The sequence below is a fragment of the Ruegeria sp. HKCCA6837 genome, from assembly GCF_013034475.1.
Taxonomy (GTDB): domain Bacteria; phylum Pseudomonadota; class Alphaproteobacteria; order Rhodobacterales; family Rhodobacteraceae; genus Ruegeria.
On the sequence record NZ_WQGD01000032.1, the window covers coordinates 1 to 19,758 of the forward strand.

The following is a 19,758-nucleotide window of genomic DNA, read 5'->3' on the forward strand; positions in this document are numbered from 1 at the left end:
GGTTGCAGGTAGAATGATCCGTTGAAAGGTTGACATGCGTCCACTGTGCATCGCTGCCGTTCCGCCTTGCAAGCTTTCTAAATCCGAAGGGCCGCTGGCGGCATCGGCCTTTGCTTTGAATGTCTGCTCCGTCCACACAGCAGACGTTCGCCCAAACTCTACGAGCAACCGCTTCGAGTCCAAAGCGGACGTTCAATTGACCTTTGGTCGCTGACGTATTCTCCGTATAGCGAACTCGACTAGTGCAATCAGCAAGGTGGTAAACACAATCGTCGAAAAGATAGCCTTGCTCACCGACGCCAAACTTGCCGCTGTAACCAGTGCTTCGGGAACGCCAAGACCGGCATTTAGCATCCAGACGATCAACCCATTCTCAGCATAGTCCGCGATTGCCGCAAGATAAGCTACAGCGGCAACGGCTCGATACCATCGAGCAGTCGAGCCAAAGGATTGCGACAACCAATAAAGCGAACTGGCGCTCGAAATCGCCAATAGAGCCGGGTACACCGTGTCCAGTGGAATTTGCATGGTAAGATAAACTCGTCGTCCTTCTTCTCCGAGTGCGGAAATGAGTGCCAGGGCATCAGCGTAGGAATAGCCGTTTGGGCGCATGTCGAATGCCCTAACCCCGGTGATCTGTTCAATGTCTACAAGCGAACCGAAGACCATAACAAAGTAGACGAGCATCGCGGCGCACCAGAACAGCAGGATTCGTGAACCATGATGTGGGTAGGGAAGTGAGTTATTCATAGATGTTCTCCAACATTGACAATGCTGGACTATCAGTGCGCGGCCGGTTCAAGCATTATCATTTGATAACGTGAGTTAGGGGCGCATGGAGTGGAAATTCATCTGAAAACCATCGAAGAATTCATGATGGAACTCCCGGACAAAGATCGGGAGACACTGGTAAATGCATTCGAATTTCGTAACTGGCCAATCGGAACTTACATGTCGAGCCAAGGTGAGCGAGACGAGAATGAGTATTTCCTACTAAGTGGACGTGCGCGAAGCGTAGTCACCGATGCCGAGGGTACGGAGGTAACCCTGAACCTGTACGCCGCTCCAATGGTGATAACGCCCAACATGGCCAGAACGTCAGTTGGATGTTCGTTGGTGGATATTGAGATTTTGGATGACGCCGTTGCTGCGACAATGCCAGCTGCGCAGTTGATGGACCTAATGGTGAATTTCGAAAGCATACGCGAATGGGGTAACAACTTAATGCGCGAGGAGTTGACCCGCAAAGTCGGACGCGAGTGGTGCCTTGCAGCATTGAGCGCGCGGCAACGTTTAGAGTGGTTTCGAAAGGTACACCCGGGGTATGAAGCGCTGTTTGCCCATTTCCACATTGCTTCATACCTGGGAATGACGCCCGTCACATTGAGCAGAGCTCGTAACAGGTGATTTCAGTCGAATATTCTTAGGCGAAGGCAGTCGTAGTTCGGAACCATTCACTCGCTAAGCAATGGCGGTTTTGTCCGGCACAGCAGTCGTTCACGTTTAGCCACCTAATGGCCGCTCCCAGCATGACGCTGAGGGTCTCCGACTCCCAAGCGCTTTGGTGCGATGTGCCGCGTAGAGTTGTTTGGCGGCAATTACCGGAGTTTCTTGCCAAAACGCCAAAATTAACCTCATTGTTCGCATGTGAACACACTGGTTGGGAGTTAATTTCTTATGGCGGGCAAGTTCGAACTCTACAAAGACAAAGCCGGGGAGTACCGGTTTCGGCTGAAGGCCGGAAACGGTGAGATTATCCTTGCCAGCGAGGGCTACAAACAAAAAGCCAGCGCGGAAAACGGGATCGAGTCAGTTCGAAAAAATGCTGCGATGGACGGCAGATTTGAACGCAAGACCGCATCTTCCGGGCAACCAATGTTCAATTTGAAAGCGTCGAACGGACAAGTGATCGGTACAAGCGAAACCTACAGCAGCGAAGCTGCTCGGGACAAAGGTATATCGTCTGTTATGACAAACGCGCCAGATGCTAAAATGGACGACCAGACAACATGACCAGGGGCGCTGCCCCCAGCCGCGCTTCGTTCTGAGTGTTCACGAAATCCGGCTTTGCGCTTGAAGCCGCTTGGGACTGGCTGGGCGGCTATTTCGAAGATACCTTGATTTTCCGGCTTGGTTCTTTTGGCTCGGTTTTGGGCATCGTGATGTGCAAAACGCCTTTGTCAAACTCTGCGCTGATGTTTTCGATGTCTACCGTGTCAGGCAACGTCATCGTTCGCGCAAAGCTGCCGTAGCTCCGCTCGCTAATGCGCAGATCGCCCTTGTCATCGTGTGTGACGTTTTTCTGACCGCGGATCGTCAGTCTTCCATCTTTGAGTTCGAGTTCGACGTCATCTTCTGACAGTCCAGGCAACTCGGCTGTCAATTCGATAGCCGTATCTGCCTCGGTGATGTCTATGGCAGGTGAAACCGCGCCGGTCATATCAAGCGACGGGAAACCAGTCCGTTGTGCAGCCGTCTCAAGTGGCGCGAATGGTGAAGCGCCTCCAAAGAAACGCGACATCATTGTTTCCATCTCCCGCCGAAAACTGTCAGTCAGCGGGTTTGTTCCAGTGAACAGTTGCGGTGACTTTTTGTCCTCAAGCATCTTCTGGACCTCCTCCTTTTCCACGATCAGAATGCAAGGAGATTCTACTAGAAACTGCGACGTTAGCTTTGATCTTGCTCAAAACAGAAGTGTCGCAAGAGAGCAGTCGGTTCGGCGAACAGCCGATCCAACAGTCCGAGAACACTGCACAGTCGCCAACATCTGCTTCGTCCGCAGAGCCGTCATTCAGGCCTAGTGCCGCGAGCGGCCACTCCGAGCCCAGAGCGGAATTTGAGAACACTGCGGGCAAGCCACCCGAGAGCAGATCGCATTCCTTCAATCTTCCCAAGCAACACTTTCGATTTGGGGTTTCGTGCTATGGTGATACTGCGAGCAGGAGACGTGGATGTGGATGCGGAGGCTCGAATGGCGGAAAATGCGTCGATCACACCAATTGAGAAGCTGGGTCCAGAGTGCGAGGAAGCACTTGCGCTATCCGGACTCATTGACGATGTCGAAGACACCACGCCGCTCGAACCACGTAGATACAGGTACACCAAAGGTGAATCTATCTGCAGTGCCGGCGATCCGGCAGAGTGTCTCTGGATTATCGTTAATGGATCTGTCGCCATTAAATTAAATGGACAAACTCTTTTCGTTCGGCGGCGAAACGAAGTGATCGGAGAACAACACTTGGCCGGCAACGGGTATCAACGTGTCTACGACCTTGTCGCAAACGAGAGTATTGTCGATGTTTTAGTTATTGATCGGACCAATATAGAGACACACCCAGAAGCGGGTATCATTTGGAGAAACATCGCAAAAATTATCTCGATCAAACTTCGAAGCACGACTAGGAAGACTGCGTCTCTTAGCCGCCACTTGGCTGACGACACGCGCATTCTACACGCTTGCACAAACCAGTACGCCTTAAGTCGCCGAATGCAGTCCGGGAGCGAACAACAAGCCGAATACCTCATCGAGCGGGCTATAATTTGGTTTTCCGACGTGGTCGGATTCAGCAAGTTCACATTTAATACGCCTCCGGAGCGCGTCGCCGACATCGTTCAGCGCTTTTTCAACGCACAAACGTCCCCCGTCCTCGATCGAGGCGGACACATAGATAAGTTCATCGGTGACGGGTTGATGGCGTTTTGGGTGATGAAGGGCAAAGTCGAAGACGCCTCGTCAATCTGTTCGGACGCTGTTCGTGCCGCTGAGCAATCGGTAAAGAACGTTAATGAGATTAGAATAGGAAACGAGCCTTTGGCCCTCAGAATTGGCCTACATATCGGGCTGGTCGTGAGTGGAGATTTCGGTTCTGCAACACGACATCAGTTCACGAAGATTGGGACAGAGGTTAACAAAGCAGCGCGGCTTGAACAGATCCATTCCGAAGACATACTGGACGGCCATAGTAAGCTTGGAAGCATCCGTGTCAGCCGAGATTTCTGGAACGAACTCGACACAGTCAGCCGTAAGAAGTTCTCAAAAAAGTTGACGGCACGGGCGAAAAATATCGGAGTAATGGAACTTTTCACGAACTGATGCTGGCGCTGTAGCACACTAGACGGCCCGAAATAGCTCAAACGTGCGAAGCCCAATGACCGCATCCTCTGCAAGGCAGACGATTAACTAAATCTGTGAAATTACTAAACCGCACTCAAGGCGTGCCTTCCGAAACGAAAATCGCACAGCGTAGCGACTTATGTTAGAATTGGTGATGATATAGCCCGACAAAGTGTCAAAATAGGCCGCTAACCTATGTTCAGCACGCGCGGTATCCTCCCAATTGGAGAACTCTATGGTTTGCAATCCCGCCCCGCCGAAAGCCGTCCATGTTCCCGATTTTCATGCGATTGCAACTTGTCCTTTTTGCCGCGAACAGCGGATCGTTTCCTACCACGACCTAAAGAGTTCAAGTCGAGCGATTGATGGAACCGCTGAATGGGTTTGTGAGCTTTGCAAAGGTATCAAGCGAAAAGCGACGCCCAGCCAACCGCATACGTAGTCGAATGCACTAACGCTACTCAATCAGCTTGAAATACGAGTATCGGCATTCCTTGATACGTGGGAAGAAAACAAAAAGACACTTAACTTTTTAACCGACTTCTTCGCAGACCCGGTCGCTGAGATCGTCAACGCTGAACAACCAACATTCCGCTGGTTGGTCCGATTTGATTGGTCCGAATTTACCTGGCAGCACCGGTTCCTAAATGGTTGGCCAGACAACTCACAATGCGCCCTTTAGGCGGCACAACGCAGTACTTCGAAATGAAAAGTGTTCTTTGCTTCAACGACTTCAGCTATGTAAAACGGTGGAGGTGGTTTAAGCATGTGTTTCTCATCACAAGCCAGTTTTGTAGCCGGTGCAGCGATCATTGCCTGCAGTGGTCTTACGATACGTTTGGCGTTGCAAATGGGCGAACGATTTCTTCCGCTAGCCAGCTTTCCACTTTTCTTTGGGATTCAGCAATTGTCCGAAGGCTTCTTGTGGGTGTCCATTGACGACCCGTCGGCGAACCCTTCTTCGGCAGCTGCGTTGACGTTTCTCTTCTTTGCCTATTTATTTTGGCCGTTTTGGGTTCCGCTGTCCGCGGCTTCGATTGAAAGTGACCGGCGTCGCAGGCTCATATTCCAAGGGATTTGCGGAATTGGTTTTTGCCTTGGCTTGTTGCTTTACTTGCCAGTGTTGTTGTCACCAGCAAATCTAGATATTGGCCTTGCTCAACACTCAATTCAATATGAAAACATTGAAACGTTCCCGTCCGAGATTACGAGGAACTTTGCACGTGTTTTTTACGCTTTGGTGATCTGCGTTCCGCTTGTGGGATCGAGCGATAAAGGCTTACGAGGTTTCGGGTATCTAATTGTCGTTTCCGTTGCTTTGGGGTTCTTCTTTGCTTCTCATGCCTTCACGTCAATCTGGTGCTTCGTTGCGGCTGGTTTGTCTGCCTATATCTACTTCGTTCTAAAGTTTCACTACTGGGAGGTAGACGGCTTAGGTGGGCCCGCCAAAGGTTGAGGGACATTTTGAAAAATGCTATTAAGTGCGGGCACGGGGCTTTCGCAGGTTTAGCGCATGAATAAGCGATTTCCTTTCAACGGCTTCAATATTATCCCCCAGATCACTTGTCTCACCGTGATGCCGTACGTTTGGTTCCCGATATCGCTTCTAAACGTCGAGGTCTTTCTTCAAGAGCTTGGCAGCGAACTTTGCAGTGAAACTGTCCGCTTCCGGTAGAACCGTTGTGGAACGATGTTTGCGTTAGAAATCCGGAGAAAATGGGATCAGGAAATGAGCATTGCACGGCAGTTCTCGCTGACTGCTTCGCCTGTTCCGGAATTCAGGCTTTTCACGTCGCACAAATGCAGGCAGAACGTCTAAGGTACAAGCACCGCTGCTCCTTGCAGCTTGCCTTCCCGAAGGTGATCAAGCGCGTCGTTTGCTTTCTCAAGAGGATAAGGAATTACTTCCGTCCGAACACTTGCAGCTTCAGCAAGAGTAAAAAATTCTCTACCATCCTGACGCGTAAGGTTTGCGACGGAGGCTATTGATCGCTCTTCCCAAAGATCGGCGTACGGGAAACTTGGAATATCGCTCATGTGGATTCCCCCACAAATAACACGGCCTCCTTTGCGCACAGACTTTAACGAAGCAGGCACCAAAGCTCCGACTGGAGCGAAAACTATTGCGGCATCCAATGGTGATGGTGACGTCTCCGAAGAGCCTCCTGCCCAACTTGCGCCAAGGTTTCGCGCAAAATTTTGCGCGGCTATGTCGCTATCTCGAGTAAAGGCGAAAACTTCAATACCCTGATGTTTCGCAATCTGGCAAAGAATGTGTGCGGCGGCGCCGAAACCATAGATGCCCAGTGTGTGGACCTTGCCTGCGAGTTTTAAACTTCGGTAGCCGATTAAGCCCGCACATAAAAGAGGTGCCAGGGAAACGGGGTCAGCTTTTTCGGACAATGAGAAAACAAACTTGGAATCAGCGACACAGTACTCGGCGTATCCTCCATTGATCGTATAGCCAGTAAACCCGGGGTGATCGCACAGATTTTCCCGTCCTTCGAGGCAATAAAAGCAATTCCCACACGTACGCCCGAGCCAGGGCACACCAACGCGCTGCCCTTCTTGGTACCCTTCGACATTGGTCCCCAATCTTTCGATGCAGCCAACGATCTCGTGCCCAGGGATAAGCGGGAGCTTTGGTTCAGAAAGATCGCCGTCAATAACGTGCAAGTCGGTTCGACACACGCCACATGCCAGAACTTTGATAAGCACCTGGTTGGCGGCGGGTTTCGGGGTCGGAACATTTCTGAGTTCCAGTTTTGAGACGGCATTGCCAAAAACCATTGCTCGCATAGTTTTTTCCTCTGGATCTCCTTTGTTGCCGACATTGACGCAGCGCATTGCAGAAATTCTGAATGCGTCGGTACCACAGAATAGTATCCGGTCCGTTTGCTTTATTTTAGCGTACGGTAATCACCGTGCAGTCTGCACGCTGATTGACTTTTTGCGAAACGCTGCCTTGAAAGATCCGTTGAACCCGGCCCAAGCCGCGGTGGCCCATAACTATTGTGTTTGCACCGATTTCACTGGCCATTTTTAGGATGCCTTCATCGTAATCCCCATTGTTTACCGGTGTCGAAACGCTCTTCGCGCCTGCATCCTTCGCGCGTCGCGCCGCTCCATCAACGATTTTCCCGCCAATCACTGTGATGATACGCTCTCTGTCTGCGCGTGACAGGGGGCCCGAAAATACCGCGTAAATATTGGATGGAATGTCGCCCAAATGAAGCTTCACATCGCTTTTGACTTGCTGAACCAAGTGCTCGACCTCTGTCATGCGGCCTAATTCTTCAATGCGAGCGCCATGTTGAAGAACATGGCCGATAGTCATTGGCACATCCAGTCTGAGCGCTAGGTTTGTAGCGAATTCAACGGCACGATCAGCTGTTTCAGAGCCGTCAGTTGCGACCAAGATATTCGAAATCATGGCTTCCCCTCCGTTTTGAACGGCCAAGACTGACGGGTATCAGAGGAAGATGCATTGATGCAGGTCAATAGACTCAGTGAACTCGAAACTTGCGATTTCCGCCGTTGCCACCCTTTTGACCGAGGTTCGAGTGGTGTTGAAGCCTGGAGGTTTGCTGTGAAAAGCGGTTTGTTCAAACGCATGTAACTTCAGCTAAATCTGCAATTGGTTTTTGCTAAGATAATGCAAAGTCGACTATTATTTGATTGGGCCTTGATCAAGGATGCATAGTCTGTGTGGTTGGTTGAGGGTCTGAGGTTGTGCTGTCTGCGGACGCAAGTACCAGTCTGTTTGAAAGATTTCGCTTATGCCACAAGAGCCACCGAAAGATCCCGGCAATGGGCCAAAATGGCCAGAGTGGATTTATTATGTTGCGCTTGTTGCCACGATGGGAACTTTAATTGTCGCAAGTTTCTTTGCGCCGCCTACCGATCTGACCGCTACGACGATTTCATATAGCGGCGTGAAAGAGATCATTCGTGCGGGACGGGTTCGTTCGGCAGAATTAAGTGATCACAGCATAACGGTTCGCGCTACCTCTGCAGACGGGGATGGTGAGCAAGCTTTCCGGGCCGTTGTTCCAAGCCAGAGCGACGCGGATTTGTTGGCGCTGCTGGAAGATAACGGTGTTGATGTTACTGCGATTGAGCCATCTGGAACCTCGGTCTTCGTTTATCTTATTCCGTGGATATTTATCCTAGCCCTGTATTTCTGGTTTCAAAGACGAATGACGGGCGGGATAGCCGGCGGTCCGGGAGGTATTTCTGGTGGTCTACTCAGCGGTCGTTTCTCAAAACCAAACGAAGCTGGAAGAAAGGTAACCTTCGAAGATGTCGCGGGGCAGGATCAGGCCAAGCGCGAAGTAATAGAGTTAGTAGAGTTTTTACGCGACCCAGAGCGTTTTGCCCGTGTCGGCGCTGAGGTCCCACATGGGGTTTTGCTTGTTGGCCCCCCGGGGACGGGCAAAACGCTTCTGGCCAAAGCCCTTGCCGGCGAGGCCGACGTACCATTCTTTTCGACATCTGGTTCAGAGTTTATTGAGATTTTCGTCGGCGTTGGCGCAGGAAGGGTGCGTAAACTCTTTGAAGAGGCGGGTAAGGCTGCTCCCTCCATTATTTTTATCGATGAGTTGGACAGCGTCGGACGTACTCGTGGAACAGGGCTTGGCGGTGGTCATGATGAACGGGAGCAGACACTGAACCAGATACTTGCCGAGCTTGATGGATTTAGTGGCCGAGAATCTGTTGTTGTGCTGGCGGCGACCAATCGGCCAGATGTGCTGGACCCAGCCTTACTCCGGCCTGGCCGTTTCGACCGTCATGTAACACTGAACTTGCCTGAGAAAGATGCCCGGCGGGCTATTCTTGACATACATGCAAGAAAATTGCCGCTTGAAGATACTGGCGACCTGGGTTGGATCGCAGCAGGAACGCCGGGGTTCTCGGGAGCTGACCTGAAAAACTTGCTTAATGAGGCCGCAATCGGAGCAGCGCGGCGAAGAGCTGATCTGATTTCTCGCAACGACCTTGATGAAGCGCGTGACAAAGTGATGATGGGGACTGTCCGCACTCTTGCGATACGACCCGAAGAAAGGCACCGTCTTGCCGTGCACGAGGCTGGCCACACCGCCGTTTGCTATTTCTCGCCAGAAGCTGACCCCTTGTACAAAGTGACGATTATTCCGCGAGGTCAGGCACTTGGGGGGACACACTCATTGCCGGAAGCAGAGCGTCATACCCTTAGTGAAACGTTTCTCAGAGATCAGATTGTTGCGTTGCTTGCGGGGCGAGCGGCAGAGCAACTGTTCCTGGGAACGGTCAGTTCCGGCGCTGACGACGACATCCGAAGGGCTACCGAAACCGCCAGACGTATGGTGACAAGGTGGGGGATGACCGAAGAACTCGGCCCAATCGACCTGCGACAAGGCGACGACCACCCATTTCTGGGACGTACAATCGCGCAGCCGACGAACATAGCTGATACAACGGCAGCACAAGTAGACCGGGCGGTTATGAAAATGCTCATTGACGCCGAAGCCAGAGCAATTTCCACTCTCGAAGAGCACAAGCCCGAGGTTGAGACGTTGATTGCAGCGCTTGAAAAAAATGAAACTCTGGACTTCTCGGAAATTCAGGCCTGCCTGGATCCAGAACGTACAATTGAGCAGCCGCAGCAAACTCGGAGTTCGGTGACCAAAATACCAGCGGTTCCGCATAACTGATACCAAGATTATCAACCACTGTGTTCGCTGGCCACGCGGCAAGTGTTCAACTTCTTTGGTTCAGTGCAGACAGCAAAGTCAGGCCAACGGTGCTTGAGCCAAATCAATGTGGCGCGCCACTTGAACAGCTACGGTTCTCAAGTTGGGAGGCCAAAAAGATTTCGATAGAATATGCCGAAATCTGTCAGCGGTAGCGCAGGCCGAGACCAACGTATTCGTGGAAAACGGACATTTTGCTGTACAAGTTACCGCGCTATGCGAATTTTACAACGGAGAGTCTAGCCGACAGTCAATGGCAAGTGTGAAACTCTGGAGAAGTAATCGTTTTCGCAAATTAACCTTGTGAACTGGGCAGCCTAGGCGATGAACAAACCTCAACCGACACGAGCAATTAGCCGTTCCAGTCGCATGATCGACTTCAGCCCATTGGCTGGTCGGTACGCGAAGGCTAGGGTTTGGAGTTTGAATCGACAGAACCCCTCTGTTGTTCAATCGACGCTGTTGACTAGGCTTGTTCGCCGCGCGTCTAAAACGAAGTTCGGACAAGCCCATGGCTTTGACCAAATCTCCAAACTCAGAGACTACCAGCAGCGAGTGCCTATCCGCCAATACGCCGAGTTCTGGCAGGAGTGGTGGCAGGCAAGATACCCCGATCTCATCGACCAAACTTGGCCGGGGCGAATTCCGCATTTTGCAATGACCTCCGGGACAACAACGGGTCGCTCTAAATACATTCCATATTCGACCGAGATGCGGCGTTCTGCGGCGCGCGGATTTCTAGATCTTTTGTGTCACCACTTTGTTAATCGACCGGGCAGCAGGGTGCTGGGGGGCTCTGTACTTGGTTTGACCGGCCCAACTGACTTGCAGCACGCCACTCCAGAGGTGGATGTGGGGTCCGTCAGTGCCATCACTGCAGGTGCAATGCCAAACTGGTTTGAGGGTCGAGTGTTGCCAACCCCCGATATTGCCGGGATCGCAGATTGGGAGGAAAAGATCCGCCGTCTGGCACCCCTATCTTTGCAGAGAGATGTGCGTTTTTTGGGGGGGTCACCAAACTGGTTGCTTATCTTTTTGGACGAACTCGCAAAAGATCGGGACACTTCGGGAGTAAAACTAGTCGATTGGTATCCAAACCTAGAGCTTATCGTTCACGGTGGCGTAAATTTCGCTCCGTACCGGCAGCGGTTTGTGGCGCTGATGCAGGGAGGCCACGCAGAAACGCGAGAGATGTACTCTGCCAGCGAGGGCGTATTTGCCTACGCCGACCGAGGCGACGGGGAGGGTATGCGCCTGCACCTGAATGGTCATGTGTTTTTTGAGTTTATTCCGGCGGAACAGCTCCATTCCAAAAATCCCGAACGGTACTGGGTTGGAAACATTGAAACCGGAGTTGATTACGCCTTGGCAATTTCAACGGCCGCCGGACTGTGGTCGTATATTGTAGGGGATATTGTGCGCTTTTTGGATCTGTCGCCACCGCGCTTGTTGGTGGTCGGGCGAGTGGAAAACGGGCTGTCTGTCTTCGGTGAACATCTGATTGAAGCGGAAATCGCGGAGGCAGTAGCTGTGGCTGCATCGAACACAGGGCTCTCCGTTGTCGACTATAGCGTGGGTGCAGTTTGCGAAGATCAGCGCAATCACCATCTCTATCTCGTCGAAGTAAAGGGAGAACCTCATTCGAATGCTGCGGAAACGTTCGCTGCAACAGTTGACAAAGTCTTGTGCAGCCAAAATGAAGATTATTCCGAGTTACGTGCAAGAGGTCTCGCTCTTTCAACACCAGAAGTGAGTTTCGTTTCCGCGGGAGGGTTCCTCAGATGGATGAAATCTCGTCGTGGCTTGGGCGGTCAGTACAAGGTTCCCAGGATCGTAACCGATGCCAGTTTGTTCGATGACATGCGCAAGGCGATTTTGAGCGAGTCAAACGAAGGTCAAACTCATGACGGTTGAGGTGATTTGGCAAGACCCCAGCTTACTCAGACTGATCACGCGATCGGATGAACCTTCGGCGGCAACCGTTGAATTGCTAGGACATACAGTCTGGGGGAGTCGATCCACGAAATACCGCATTATTGATGTCCCTAATAAGTTGGCTCGTTTGCGTGACCCAAGTTTTTTCGTTTTGTCTGATGCCGGGCAAGAGCTTTGCGTTTTTGTTCTGGATAAGTGTCTGAAATTGTTGGCGGGGAAAAGGTGCCATGGTTTCCACTTTGTAATGGCCTCGACTAGGCCTGATAGACAGCACGAGGGACTTGCAGGGCAGTTGATTGAGCATGTTCGGAATTATTGCACCTCGACCGTCGGGTCACCGGGGTTTGGATTTGCCTATGTCGAAGAAACGACTGAATACTCGCTCCACCTATCGGATCAGATTGGTCATACGGTTGAGGCCAACATACCTCTGGCTCTTTTTTCGCGGTTTTTTCCGCGCAAGGATCCAAAAGTGGGCATGGTCCATCCCGAGGAAGCGGAACAGGTTTTGGCCGAGTTGGAGCAGACTTATCAAGACCACGAATTGACCGACTTCCGCTCTTCATTCAAATCGGATGAGTGTTTTGCTGTAAGAGAAGGAGAGGCAATAATAGCGCTCGCTCAGGCAGAACTGTTGAGGTGGTCGATCGTCTCGATGCCCGGAATCCAAGGGGCCTTTTTTCTTAGGGTTCTCCCATATTTGCCTGGGCTAAATGGCGTTTTGAGTTTGCAGGATCTTAGGGTCGTCAGATTTGGAAATCTGGTCGTGAAAGAGGGACAGGAAGCGGTGTTCTTTAAGCTATTGGAAGCCTGCTTGCATCATTACCAAGCCAAGATTGGCCTGATAATGCTTGATGAACGAAGCAGCGTTTTACGTCGCATTCGAGAATGTGGAAAAATGGGCCTCTTATCTCATGCCATGTCAGGCTCAGCTAAATTGAGGATCGACGTCGTCGGAATGGGCGAGGATATGATCGCGAAGTTGCGAAACGGTCCTGTAATGGTGAGTGCTAGTGACGTCTTCTGATCGGTCACTCGCCAACTATCTTGCGTCCCAGCGAACCGGGGACGATCTTGAAGAACAATGCCACAGCCTTATTGAACAAACCCGGGATACAGATCGGTTGGTTTTTTTCTGCGGCGCGTATCGCGGTAGCCGCAACATCATTCGGCTCGCTCCACATCCACTTTGGGATCGTGACAGATTCTACGGTTCCACCTGCTGCGGCCTGAAACCCTGTGCGTGTAAAGCCGGGGCACAAAGCGGTAACGTGCACGCCGCTTGGTTTCATTTCCGCCCGAAATGCGATTGAGAACTGAGCAAGGTACGATTTCAATGGGTAGTACAGTGTTCCCCCTGCGTGAGGTGGAACAAATGCCGCCAGCGAGGATACGTTTATGATCCGCCCTGACCTTTTTTCCTGCATTGCGGGAGCAATAAGGTAGCATAGTTGGACTGGGGCCGCGCCCATGACTTCGATGGTTTCTCGATGCCTGTCCCATTCCACCTCACACAGATTTCCAGGAACCCCGAACCCGGCATTATTCACAAGGATGTCCACTTGGATGTTTTGCTTAGTCAGATAATCGAACAAACTTTGAGGCGTATCAGGGATGGCAAGGTCTCCAACCCAAACTTTGACGTCTATTCCGTATTTTGATCGCAGTTGTGACGCCAACATTTGTAAGGGATCATTCCGACGTGCGACGATGAGTAAATTGACGCCTTGAGATGCGTATTCTTCCGCAAATGCCCGCCCAATCCCCGAAGATGCTCCTGTAATGAGCGCCGTTCTGTTGTCTAGCGGTTCCAACGTCACGCGCTCCTAAAGGTTCAGGGTCTCACGCATTTCGGCAAGACAACCCAGCAGGAAGTCTATCTGCTCGCGTTCGTGTTGACAGGTCATTACAAACCTGATGCGAGCCTGGCCGAGCGCAACAGCGGGGTAACGAGCATGTGGTGCGACGATGCCGCGATGTCTAAGCAGGCGGGTAACCTCGGCCGCTTTTATTTCGTCGCCAATCAAGGTTGGGACAATGTGTGCTTCGCTGCCAAGAGTTTCATACCCACGGGATTCCACTTCACGTCTGAAATAAAATGCATTCTCAAGCGCTTTTTCGCGTCTCCAGGGCTCGCGTTCAGCAATGTCGATAGCTTCGGTTACCCCGGCTGCGATAGCTGGCGGCAATGGTGCGGAGAAGATGTAGGTCCGTGCAGAAATACGCAAAAAGTCGATTACTTCCTGATCCCCGGAAACATATCCACCGACGCCTCCAAAAGCCTTTGTAAATGTCCCCATTTGCAAGTCCACGTCGGTTGTGGCGACCCCGTGGTGTTCGAGGCTCCCCCGTCCATTGGCCCCGAGCATACCGACCCCGTGTGCATCATCGATCATCAGCATGGCATTGTGCTCGCGAGCCAAATCGGCCATCGCCGGGATTGGAGCTATGTCTCCATCCATGCTGAAAACGCCATCACTTACCATAAGCTTGGAAGGCATTTTTGATTCGCCAATTGCCTTAGCGAGGTATTTCATATTCTTGTGCGGGAACCTGCTGATCTTCGCCTTAGCAAGGCGGACGCCGTCTACGACGCTTGCGTGGTTCAGTTCTTCACTAAACACCTCCCAACCAACGGCGTCATTTTCTCCAAGCTTGTCTTGGCTGGGATGGCCAAGATGGGTTTCGGCCAAAGACTGAAGAAAGTCTACTTTCATAAGCGCAGGGATCACCCCGACGTTAGCCATGTACCCTGCCGCAAAACAGATCGCGTCTTCTTGGCCAACGAATTCGGCGATACGCTGCTCGAGCGCTCTGTGAACATCGATGTTCGCTGCCATCTGTCGTGATCCGCCGGAACCAAGCCCGTAGCGCTCCAGTGCTTTTTGGGCCGCTGCTTTGACGTCTGGGTGGTTGGAAAGGCCTAGTAGGTTGTTGGAGCAAAATAGCAGATGATCTCGACCGTCGACCCATATCACAGGCTCGGTCGTCGCGCTGTTTACGATAGGGTTGTTTGGGTACAGCCCTGAGTTTTGCACGAGTTTCGTCAAGGACATTATTCGTGTAGCTGGTGAAGAAGTAGTTCCTGCCATAAGTCGAACCTTTCTTTCCAAGCTTCGAATTGTCGAGCCGTTCAAGGCGCACTCCGACAGGTTAACCCGCCAAACGTTGAATGAAATTGATTTGAATCATGGAGGTTTTGAACGCGATCTCGGAAAATTAAACATGCTTGAGAAATCGCCAACCAGCGGGGTGGATGTAGCGCTGTGCCAGACGATTCCCGAAGCATTCGAAGCAAGGGTCAACGATACGCCTGATAGCCCCGCCTATATTCAATTCGTAAACGGTGCCTGGCAGACACTGACTTGGCGCATGGTGAATGAGCGGGTTGTCAAACGCCGCGCTGCCTTCGCGCAAGCTGATTTGCGCGCCGGGGATCGGATCGGGATTTTCTTACCGAACTGTGTCGATTGGATAGTCACTGATCTGGCGGCCATGTGCGAGGGGTTGGTAACTATTCCGGTCTACACGCGGGATAGTGTTGCCAATATTTGCCACGTTTTGCGCGACAGCGGTGCAGTTTTATGTGTGACCGACAGTATCGATAGATGGGAAGATTTGGGGTCTGAACGTAAGTCCTTGACCGTATTGAAACAAGTTTGGCTGGTCAGTGGGGAAGGGCCGAACAAAGGTCGAGCGATGGATTGCCCCGACATAGAGATCGGAAGTTACAAAGAAGATCGAGGTGAATTTGGTTCGCCAGATGATTTGGCGACACTTATATACACCTCCGGCACTACGGGGCCTCCTAAGGGTGTGATGCTAACTCACAAAGCGCTCCTCTGGAACGCGGCGACTGTGGGCGAAATCAATCCAATTTCCGAAAAGGACTTATTCCTGTCCGTCCTTCCTTTGGCCCACGCATTCGAGAGAACCCTGGGCTATATCTGTCCCATGCTTGCGAACAGCCCGGTGGCTTTCGCGCGCTCCATTCAAGACTTGGCTGAAGACATGCGGGCTCTGCATCCGACCGTCATGCTTGCGGTGCCAAGACTCTTCGAGAGAGTCCATGACAAAGTGATTTCGGAAGCAGAAGGTTCGGTAATAGCCAGCAGGCTGTTAGCTTGGACAGAGGCAATCGGCTGGCGCCGTCGGCAAGTTGTTGAAAATAAACTGCCGCCTCCTTCTATTGTGGCTAACCTTTATTAGACCCTGATCGGTAGACGTGTCAGCAGGCGTGTGCACGAAGTTTTCGGGGGGCAAATTAGAATGCTGGTTTGCGGTGGTGCGCCTTTGTCCGCAGATACGTCTCGGTTTTTCGCAGCAATGGAAATCCCGCTGCTTCAGGGGTATGGACTCACAGAGGCTGGACCTGCAGTAACAGGGTCGACAATTGATGATCGTCGCTGTGACAGCGTCGGCTTCACGCTTCCAGGCAGCGAACTAAAAATAGGTGATCGGCAAGAACTGTTGATCCACTCACCGAGCGCTATGATCGGCTACTGGAATAACCCAGACGCGACAAACGATGCCTTCGATCAAGATCATTGGCTTCGTACAGGCGATGCGGCCGAGATAATCGATGAGCGTGTTTATATAAGGGGAAGAATAAAGGACATCCTCGTGCTATCGACCGGGGAAAACGTCAATCCAACGCCTATAGAAGCAGCTCTGGTTGCCGATCCTCTGATCGAACAGGTCTGTGTGTTGGGTGATAGCAAGCCATGGTGCTCGGCGGTTGTCGTTGTAAATGCGCCGAAATTCCAAGCTTGGTGCGAAAAGACGGATGTTTCCTTAGCTAACCCAATGTCCGAAGAAGTTCGACGGAATCTGGTTGAACATCTAACAAATAGATTGGAAGATATCCCGCCCTTTGCCCGCATCCGCGACATTGTCATCGAGACTGAACCCTGGGGTCTAGAAAATGGTCTAATCACGCCGACACTAAAGCCTAAGCGAGCTAGAGTTCTAGCAAGGTATGAGAAAGCACTCTCAGATCTTTACCGCTGAATACATATTTCTTGTTGCGCCTAACCACCATTGGCGCACGCGCAATGCAGGGTCTTTTTGTATGCCAGCGGGTGACAAATACGAAAACGGTGTGAACTTTCAAACGAATCCAATCCTTGGTCATCTGACCCACATCAAGGAGTTGGACGGGTTTCGAATGCTAAGATTGGGTTGTTAAGTGCTTAAGCTGTTTTTCGCTTTTTGCTGCCCGTTCCAATAGCCGTTTCCGAAGTCAACGAAAACAAGTGGAGTTGGCACCCCTATCCTCGACAAACGCGCCGCGCGTGATTGCGTTAGACTGTGCCATGGTGACCTTCATCTTCGAAACATTTTCCTTTACGGCGGGCGCCCCAGACTCTTCGACTGCATCGATTTCAATGACCAACTGGCGACAGTTGACGTTCTTTATGATCTAGCCTTCCTAGCTATGGACCTTTTCGTAGCCTCAGCTTATGAATAAAAGATCGCCATTAAAGTACTACAAAACCAACCACGAGATCATTCGTCTGGCCGTTAACCAGCAGGTTTGTCCGCAGAGTGCTCGTTCAAAAAAGCGGATCCCGCTGGGGGTTTCTCAGTGGGCGAGGAAGACCGGTAACTTGGTTTGTTCGACCATCGACCGGGTCGTTCCGCCCAAAACAGTCTGGATCATCCGGGCCTGACCGTATGCTCCCATCACGATCAGATCTGAGCCGGATTCCGCCGCGCGGTCCTGAATAACATCGGCGACGGAGCGTCCACCGCTGGGATACTGTGACAAGGTTACCAAGCATCCATGATGGCTGAGCCATGCGGCCACATCGGTTCCGGGATCCTGCCCGTCACGGTTAACCGTGGTCACAGGGTCGATACATCCTATAATCACCTCGCGCGCGTCCAGCAGATGCGGTAGGGCGGCGTGAACTGCTGCAGACGCGGCCTCGCTGCTGTCCCAGGCGACAAATATGCATTCGGAATTTCGTGCTAGGTTGGCATTGATCCGAAATCCGATCGGTGAGTGGAACAAAACGCCGGATGCCGCTTCGGTCATCAGATCGCGGGTCTCCCGCAGACTTTGAGAAAAGATCGCCTCATCGCTGACACGGGCAAAACGCGCAACGACATGTTTGGTATCCATGCTTGCAGTAAGGACAGCCTCAACCTCCCCCGACGCATTTCTCTGTGCGAGCAGCTGTTCAATGATATCACACCTGAATTTGAGATTAGCTTGCGTGGAGGCTAGGGTCTCCTTCCAATCGTCCGGAATATTCAGCCCGCCATATGGCGGAACCGAGTAGGAATATGCAGGCAAGGCAGGGGCCATATCAAGCATAAGACAAAGCAAATGATGGTCCTCTCTTGCGGCCATTTCCGCAACCTTGCCGATCTCGTGGTCCTCGGTTTTTACATTCATAACAAAAAGTATGGTTCGGCGTTCCATAGGGGTCTCCGTTGAAGTTTGGCGCCAGTCGGAGGCCTTCAACTGTATCATGAATTGTATTTCGGCCACACGCTTTTCGCCGTCGTATAGAATTCTAGCCTGTCAATTCTCCCATGCACTTTGGGAGAGAGGCGCTGACACGGAAAGCGGCAACATTGTCCGCGTTGTGGTCAAGGCCATATTTTCTTCCAGCGTCTGCTAGCTCACGAAGCAGTCGTCCCATTGAGTGTAACGTTCAAGTTGTATCGCCCTAGGATCTGCGGATCTGCACCTTGGTACCTTCCGACTTTTTCGGTGCGACCTTAGGAATAGTGATGGTCAGCACTCCATCCTTTAAGTGTGCGTCGACACTGCCAGCATCCGCGTCCGGCGGCAGCCGAAAAGACCGACTGAATGAGCCATACTGCCTCTCAGAGAAGAACCATGTCTCACCTTTCTCTTCGCGCTCTGTCTGCTTTTCGCCCTTCAGCGTTACAACACCGTCATGAACACTCAAGTCGATGTCTCCTTCAGCCACCCCTGGCAGTTCGACGCTTATACGGTAAGTGTCTTCCGATCCTGAGGCCTCTGATGCGGGGGCCAACCATTCGGATACATGCGTCCCCGCCTGCCGAAGAGGTTCATAAAGCGAAGGCCAGAAGCCACTGGTGTGAGATTTCTCAACCATTTCCGGGTTCTCCTCTTTGATAGGTTGGAGAGATATTGAGCTGGTCGCCGTTCCACGTCCTTGATGCGGATCAAAAGGGCTTGGCTGCAATGTCCGCATAGCGGTCACTGATGTACTGCGCAGCGAACGTCTGCACCGAGCCGATTCTTTGGAAAAACAACGTGTTGCTGGTGCAGAATGGGGTAACCCGAGCACGGCACGAACGCCTTTCTGATCAGGCTTTTCGCGATTGCTGCGGCGCGGGAAAGATCTTGGCCAATTTGCGGAGGTTCTGGGCGGTGGCGGCGAGGAGGAATTCGTCATTGGTACCACATGGTCCGCGTAATCGGAGCCGTCCCAAGCCGAGAATGCGTTTGAGGTGGGCAAAGAGCATCTCGACTTTCTTTCGGAGCTTCATTGAGATCTCGTATTGGCGTGTTTTGGCGATTTCGCGGGCGACCTGGCGAGCGTCTTCATGCTCTTCGCGGGTGATTTTGCGCGCATCGGCATTAGGGCAGCATTTGGCTTTTGATGGACAGGCCTCGCAAACGTCTTTCAGGGCGCGGTAGCGGCCCGTGCCCTTGCCAGTTGGCCCTCGGTTTGGGTCAGAATAGTTGCGGCGGAACTGCTTGAGTTCCTGGCGGCCTTGTCAGAATAACTTTGCTTGAGCAGGGCAAGGTGCTCTCGTAGCCTTCGCGCATGATTAAACAGTCGCCATTTAAGTACTTTAAAACCAGCCCCGAGATCATCCGCCTTGCTGTGAAGCTGTACATCCGTTTCCCGCTCTCGCTTCGGAATGTCGAAGACTTGTTGCACGAGCGAGGCATAGACGTGAGTCACGAAACTGTCCGGTATTGGTGGAACAGGTTTGGCCCAAGGTTTGCTGCTGAAATCCGAAGAA

The 19,758-nt window shown here is 52.0% G+C and carries 18 protein-coding genes and 2 pseudogenes; 11 read left to right on the plus strand and 9 right to left on the minus strand.

The genetic code is table 11. The features are described 5' to 3' along the window. Positions 1–192: 192 nt before the first annotated feature. Positions 193–750, minus strand: a complete 558-nt coding sequence (locus GOV91_RS21625; protein WP_171237001.1) for a hypothetical protein — start codon at positions 748–750, stop codon at positions 193–195. 90 nt (positions 751–840) lie between these two features. Here GOV91_RS21625 and GOV91_RS21630 point away from each other — a divergent pair, with 90 nt between their 5' ends. Continuing rightward, on the plus strand, positions 841–1,407 hold the full coding sequence (locus GOV91_RS21630; protein ID WP_171237002.1) for a Crp/Fnr family transcriptional regulator: 567 nt from the start codon (positions 841–843) through the stop codon (positions 1,405–1,407). A 270-nt stretch (positions 1,408–1,677) separates the two neighbouring features. Continuing rightward, positions 1,678–2,013 (plus strand): YegP family protein, encoded by a 336-nt coding sequence (locus tag GOV91_RS21635; protein WP_171237003.1) that lies wholly within the window; start codon positions 1,678–1,680, stop codon positions 2,011–2,013. Between the two features lie 88 nt (positions 2,014–2,101). Here the strand turns inward: GOV91_RS21635 and GOV91_RS21640 are convergent, their stop codons facing one another. Next, on the minus strand, positions 2,102–2,605 hold the full coding sequence (locus GOV91_RS21640) for an Hsp20/alpha crystallin family protein (RefSeq protein WP_171237004.1): 504 nt from the start codon (positions 2,603–2,605) through the stop codon (positions 2,102–2,104). A 366-nt stretch (positions 2,606–2,971) separates the two neighbouring features. On the opposite strand from GOV91_RS21640, the gene GOV91_RS21645 reads away from it, so the two are divergent. Further along, a complete protein-coding gene (locus GOV91_RS21645; RefSeq protein WP_171237005.1) occupies positions 2,972–4,093 on the plus strand; it encodes an adenylate/guanylate cyclase domain-containing protein in 1,122 nt (373 codons plus the stop codon). Between the two features lie 787 nt (positions 4,094–4,880). Beyond that, on the plus strand, positions 4,881–5,570 hold the full coding sequence (locus GOV91_RS21650; protein ID WP_171237006.1) for a DUF6629 family protein: 690 nt from the start codon (positions 4,881–4,883) through the stop codon (positions 5,568–5,570). A 359-nt stretch (positions 5,571–5,929) separates the two neighbouring features. Here GOV91_RS21650 and GOV91_RS21655 read toward each other — a convergent pair whose 3' ends face one another. Together GOV91_RS21655 and GOV91_RS21660 are read right to left on the minus strand one after the other, a co-directional pair. Further along, positions 5,930–6,913, minus strand: a complete 984-nt coding sequence (locus GOV91_RS21655) for a zinc-dependent alcohol dehydrogenase family protein (protein ID WP_171237007.1) — start codon at positions 6,911–6,913, stop codon at positions 5,930–5,932. A 106-nt stretch (positions 6,914–7,019) separates the two neighbouring features. Further along, on the minus strand, positions 7,020–7,547 hold the full coding sequence (locus GOV91_RS21660) for a universal stress protein (RefSeq protein WP_171237008.1): 528 nt from the start codon (positions 7,545–7,547) through the stop codon (positions 7,020–7,022). Positions 7,548–7,893: 346 nt separating this feature from the next. On the opposite strand from GOV91_RS21660, the gene ftsH reads away from it, so the two are divergent. The 3 genes from ftsH (at position 7,894) to GOV91_RS21675 (ending at position 12,808) form a co-directional block, all read left to right on the plus strand. Next, positions 7,894–9,807: an ATP-dependent zinc metalloprotease FtsH gene (gene ftsH / locus GOV91_RS21665; RefSeq protein ID WP_254440758.1), complete on the plus strand. Its 1,914-nt coding sequence runs from the start codon at positions 7,894–7,896 to the stop codon at positions 9,805–9,807. 363 nt (positions 9,808–10,170) lie between these two features. Further along, a complete protein-coding gene (locus GOV91_RS21670) occupies positions 10,171–11,760 on the plus strand; it encodes a GH3 auxin-responsive promoter family protein (protein WP_171237009.1) in 1,590 nt (529 codons plus the stop codon). After that, complete coding sequence (locus GOV91_RS21675) at positions 11,750–12,808, plus strand: hypothetical protein (RefSeq protein WP_171237010.1); 1,059 nt, start codon at positions 11,750–11,752, stop codon at positions 12,806–12,808. Before GOV91_RS21670 ends, GOV91_RS21675 begins: the two co-directional genes overlap by 11 nt. A 4-nt stretch (positions 12,809–12,812) precedes the next feature. Here the strand turns inward: GOV91_RS21675 and GOV91_RS21680 are convergent, their stop codons facing one another. Both GOV91_RS21680 and GOV91_RS21685 read right to left on the minus strand, forming a co-directional pair. Beyond that, the gene (locus GOV91_RS21680) at positions 12,813–13,601 is read right to left on the minus strand and encodes an SDR family NAD(P)-dependent oxidoreductase (RefSeq protein ID WP_371732352.1); all 789 of its coding nucleotides are present in this window, start codon (positions 13,599–13,601) and stop codon (positions 12,813–12,815) included. 6 nt (positions 13,602–13,607) lie between these two features. Next, positions 13,608–14,831, minus strand: a complete 1,224-nt coding sequence (locus GOV91_RS21685) for a pyridoxal phosphate-dependent aminotransferase family protein (RefSeq protein WP_171237012.1) — start codon at positions 14,829–14,831, stop codon at positions 13,608–13,610. Positions 14,832–14,949: 118 nt separating this feature from the next. Between GOV91_RS21685 and GOV91_RS21690 the strand changes: the two genes are divergently transcribed. From GOV91_RS21690 to GOV91_RS21700, 3 genes are all read left to right on the plus strand, one after another. Next, positions 14,950–15,990, plus strand: coding sequence for an AMP-binding protein (locus GOV91_RS21690; RefSeq protein WP_171237013.1), 1,041 nt, complete (start codon positions 14,950–14,952; stop codon positions 15,988–15,990). Between the two features lie 30 nt (positions 15,991–16,020). After that, positions 16,021–16,791: an AMP-binding protein gene (locus GOV91_RS21695; RefSeq protein WP_371732353.1), complete on the plus strand. Its 771-nt coding sequence runs from the start codon at positions 16,021–16,023 to the stop codon at positions 16,789–16,791. 298 nt (positions 16,792–17,089) lie between these two features. Further along, the gene (locus GOV91_RS21700) at positions 17,090–17,251 is read left to right on the plus strand and encodes a phosphotransferase (RefSeq protein WP_174836863.1); all 162 of its coding nucleotides are present in this window, start codon (positions 17,090–17,092) and stop codon (positions 17,249–17,251) included. Positions 17,252–17,365: 114 nt separating this feature from the next. On the opposite strand, the gene GOV91_RS21705 is transcribed toward GOV91_RS21700, so the two are convergent. The 3 genes and pseudogenes from GOV91_RS21705 to GOV91_RS21715 form a co-directional block, all read right to left on the minus strand. After that, positions 17,366–18,211 (minus strand): universal stress protein, encoded by an 846-nt coding sequence (locus tag GOV91_RS21705; RefSeq protein ID WP_171237015.1) that lies wholly within the window; start codon positions 18,209–18,211, stop codon positions 17,366–17,368. A 250-nt stretch (positions 18,212–18,461) separates the two neighbouring features. After that, on the minus strand, positions 18,462–18,878 hold the full coding sequence (locus tag GOV91_RS21710; RefSeq protein WP_171237016.1) for an Hsp20/alpha crystallin family protein: 417 nt from the start codon (positions 18,876–18,878) through the stop codon (positions 18,462–18,464). 214 nt (positions 18,879–19,092) lie between these two features. After that, positions 19,093–19,491 (minus strand): annotated as a pseudogene (locus tag GOV91_RS21715) (transposase); the annotation flags it as partial. Between the two features lie 65 nt (positions 19,492–19,556). Between GOV91_RS21715 and GOV91_RS22795 the strand changes: the two are divergent. Beyond that, a pseudogene (locus GOV91_RS22795) lies at positions 19,557–19,758 on the plus strand (IS6 family transposase); the annotation flags it as partial.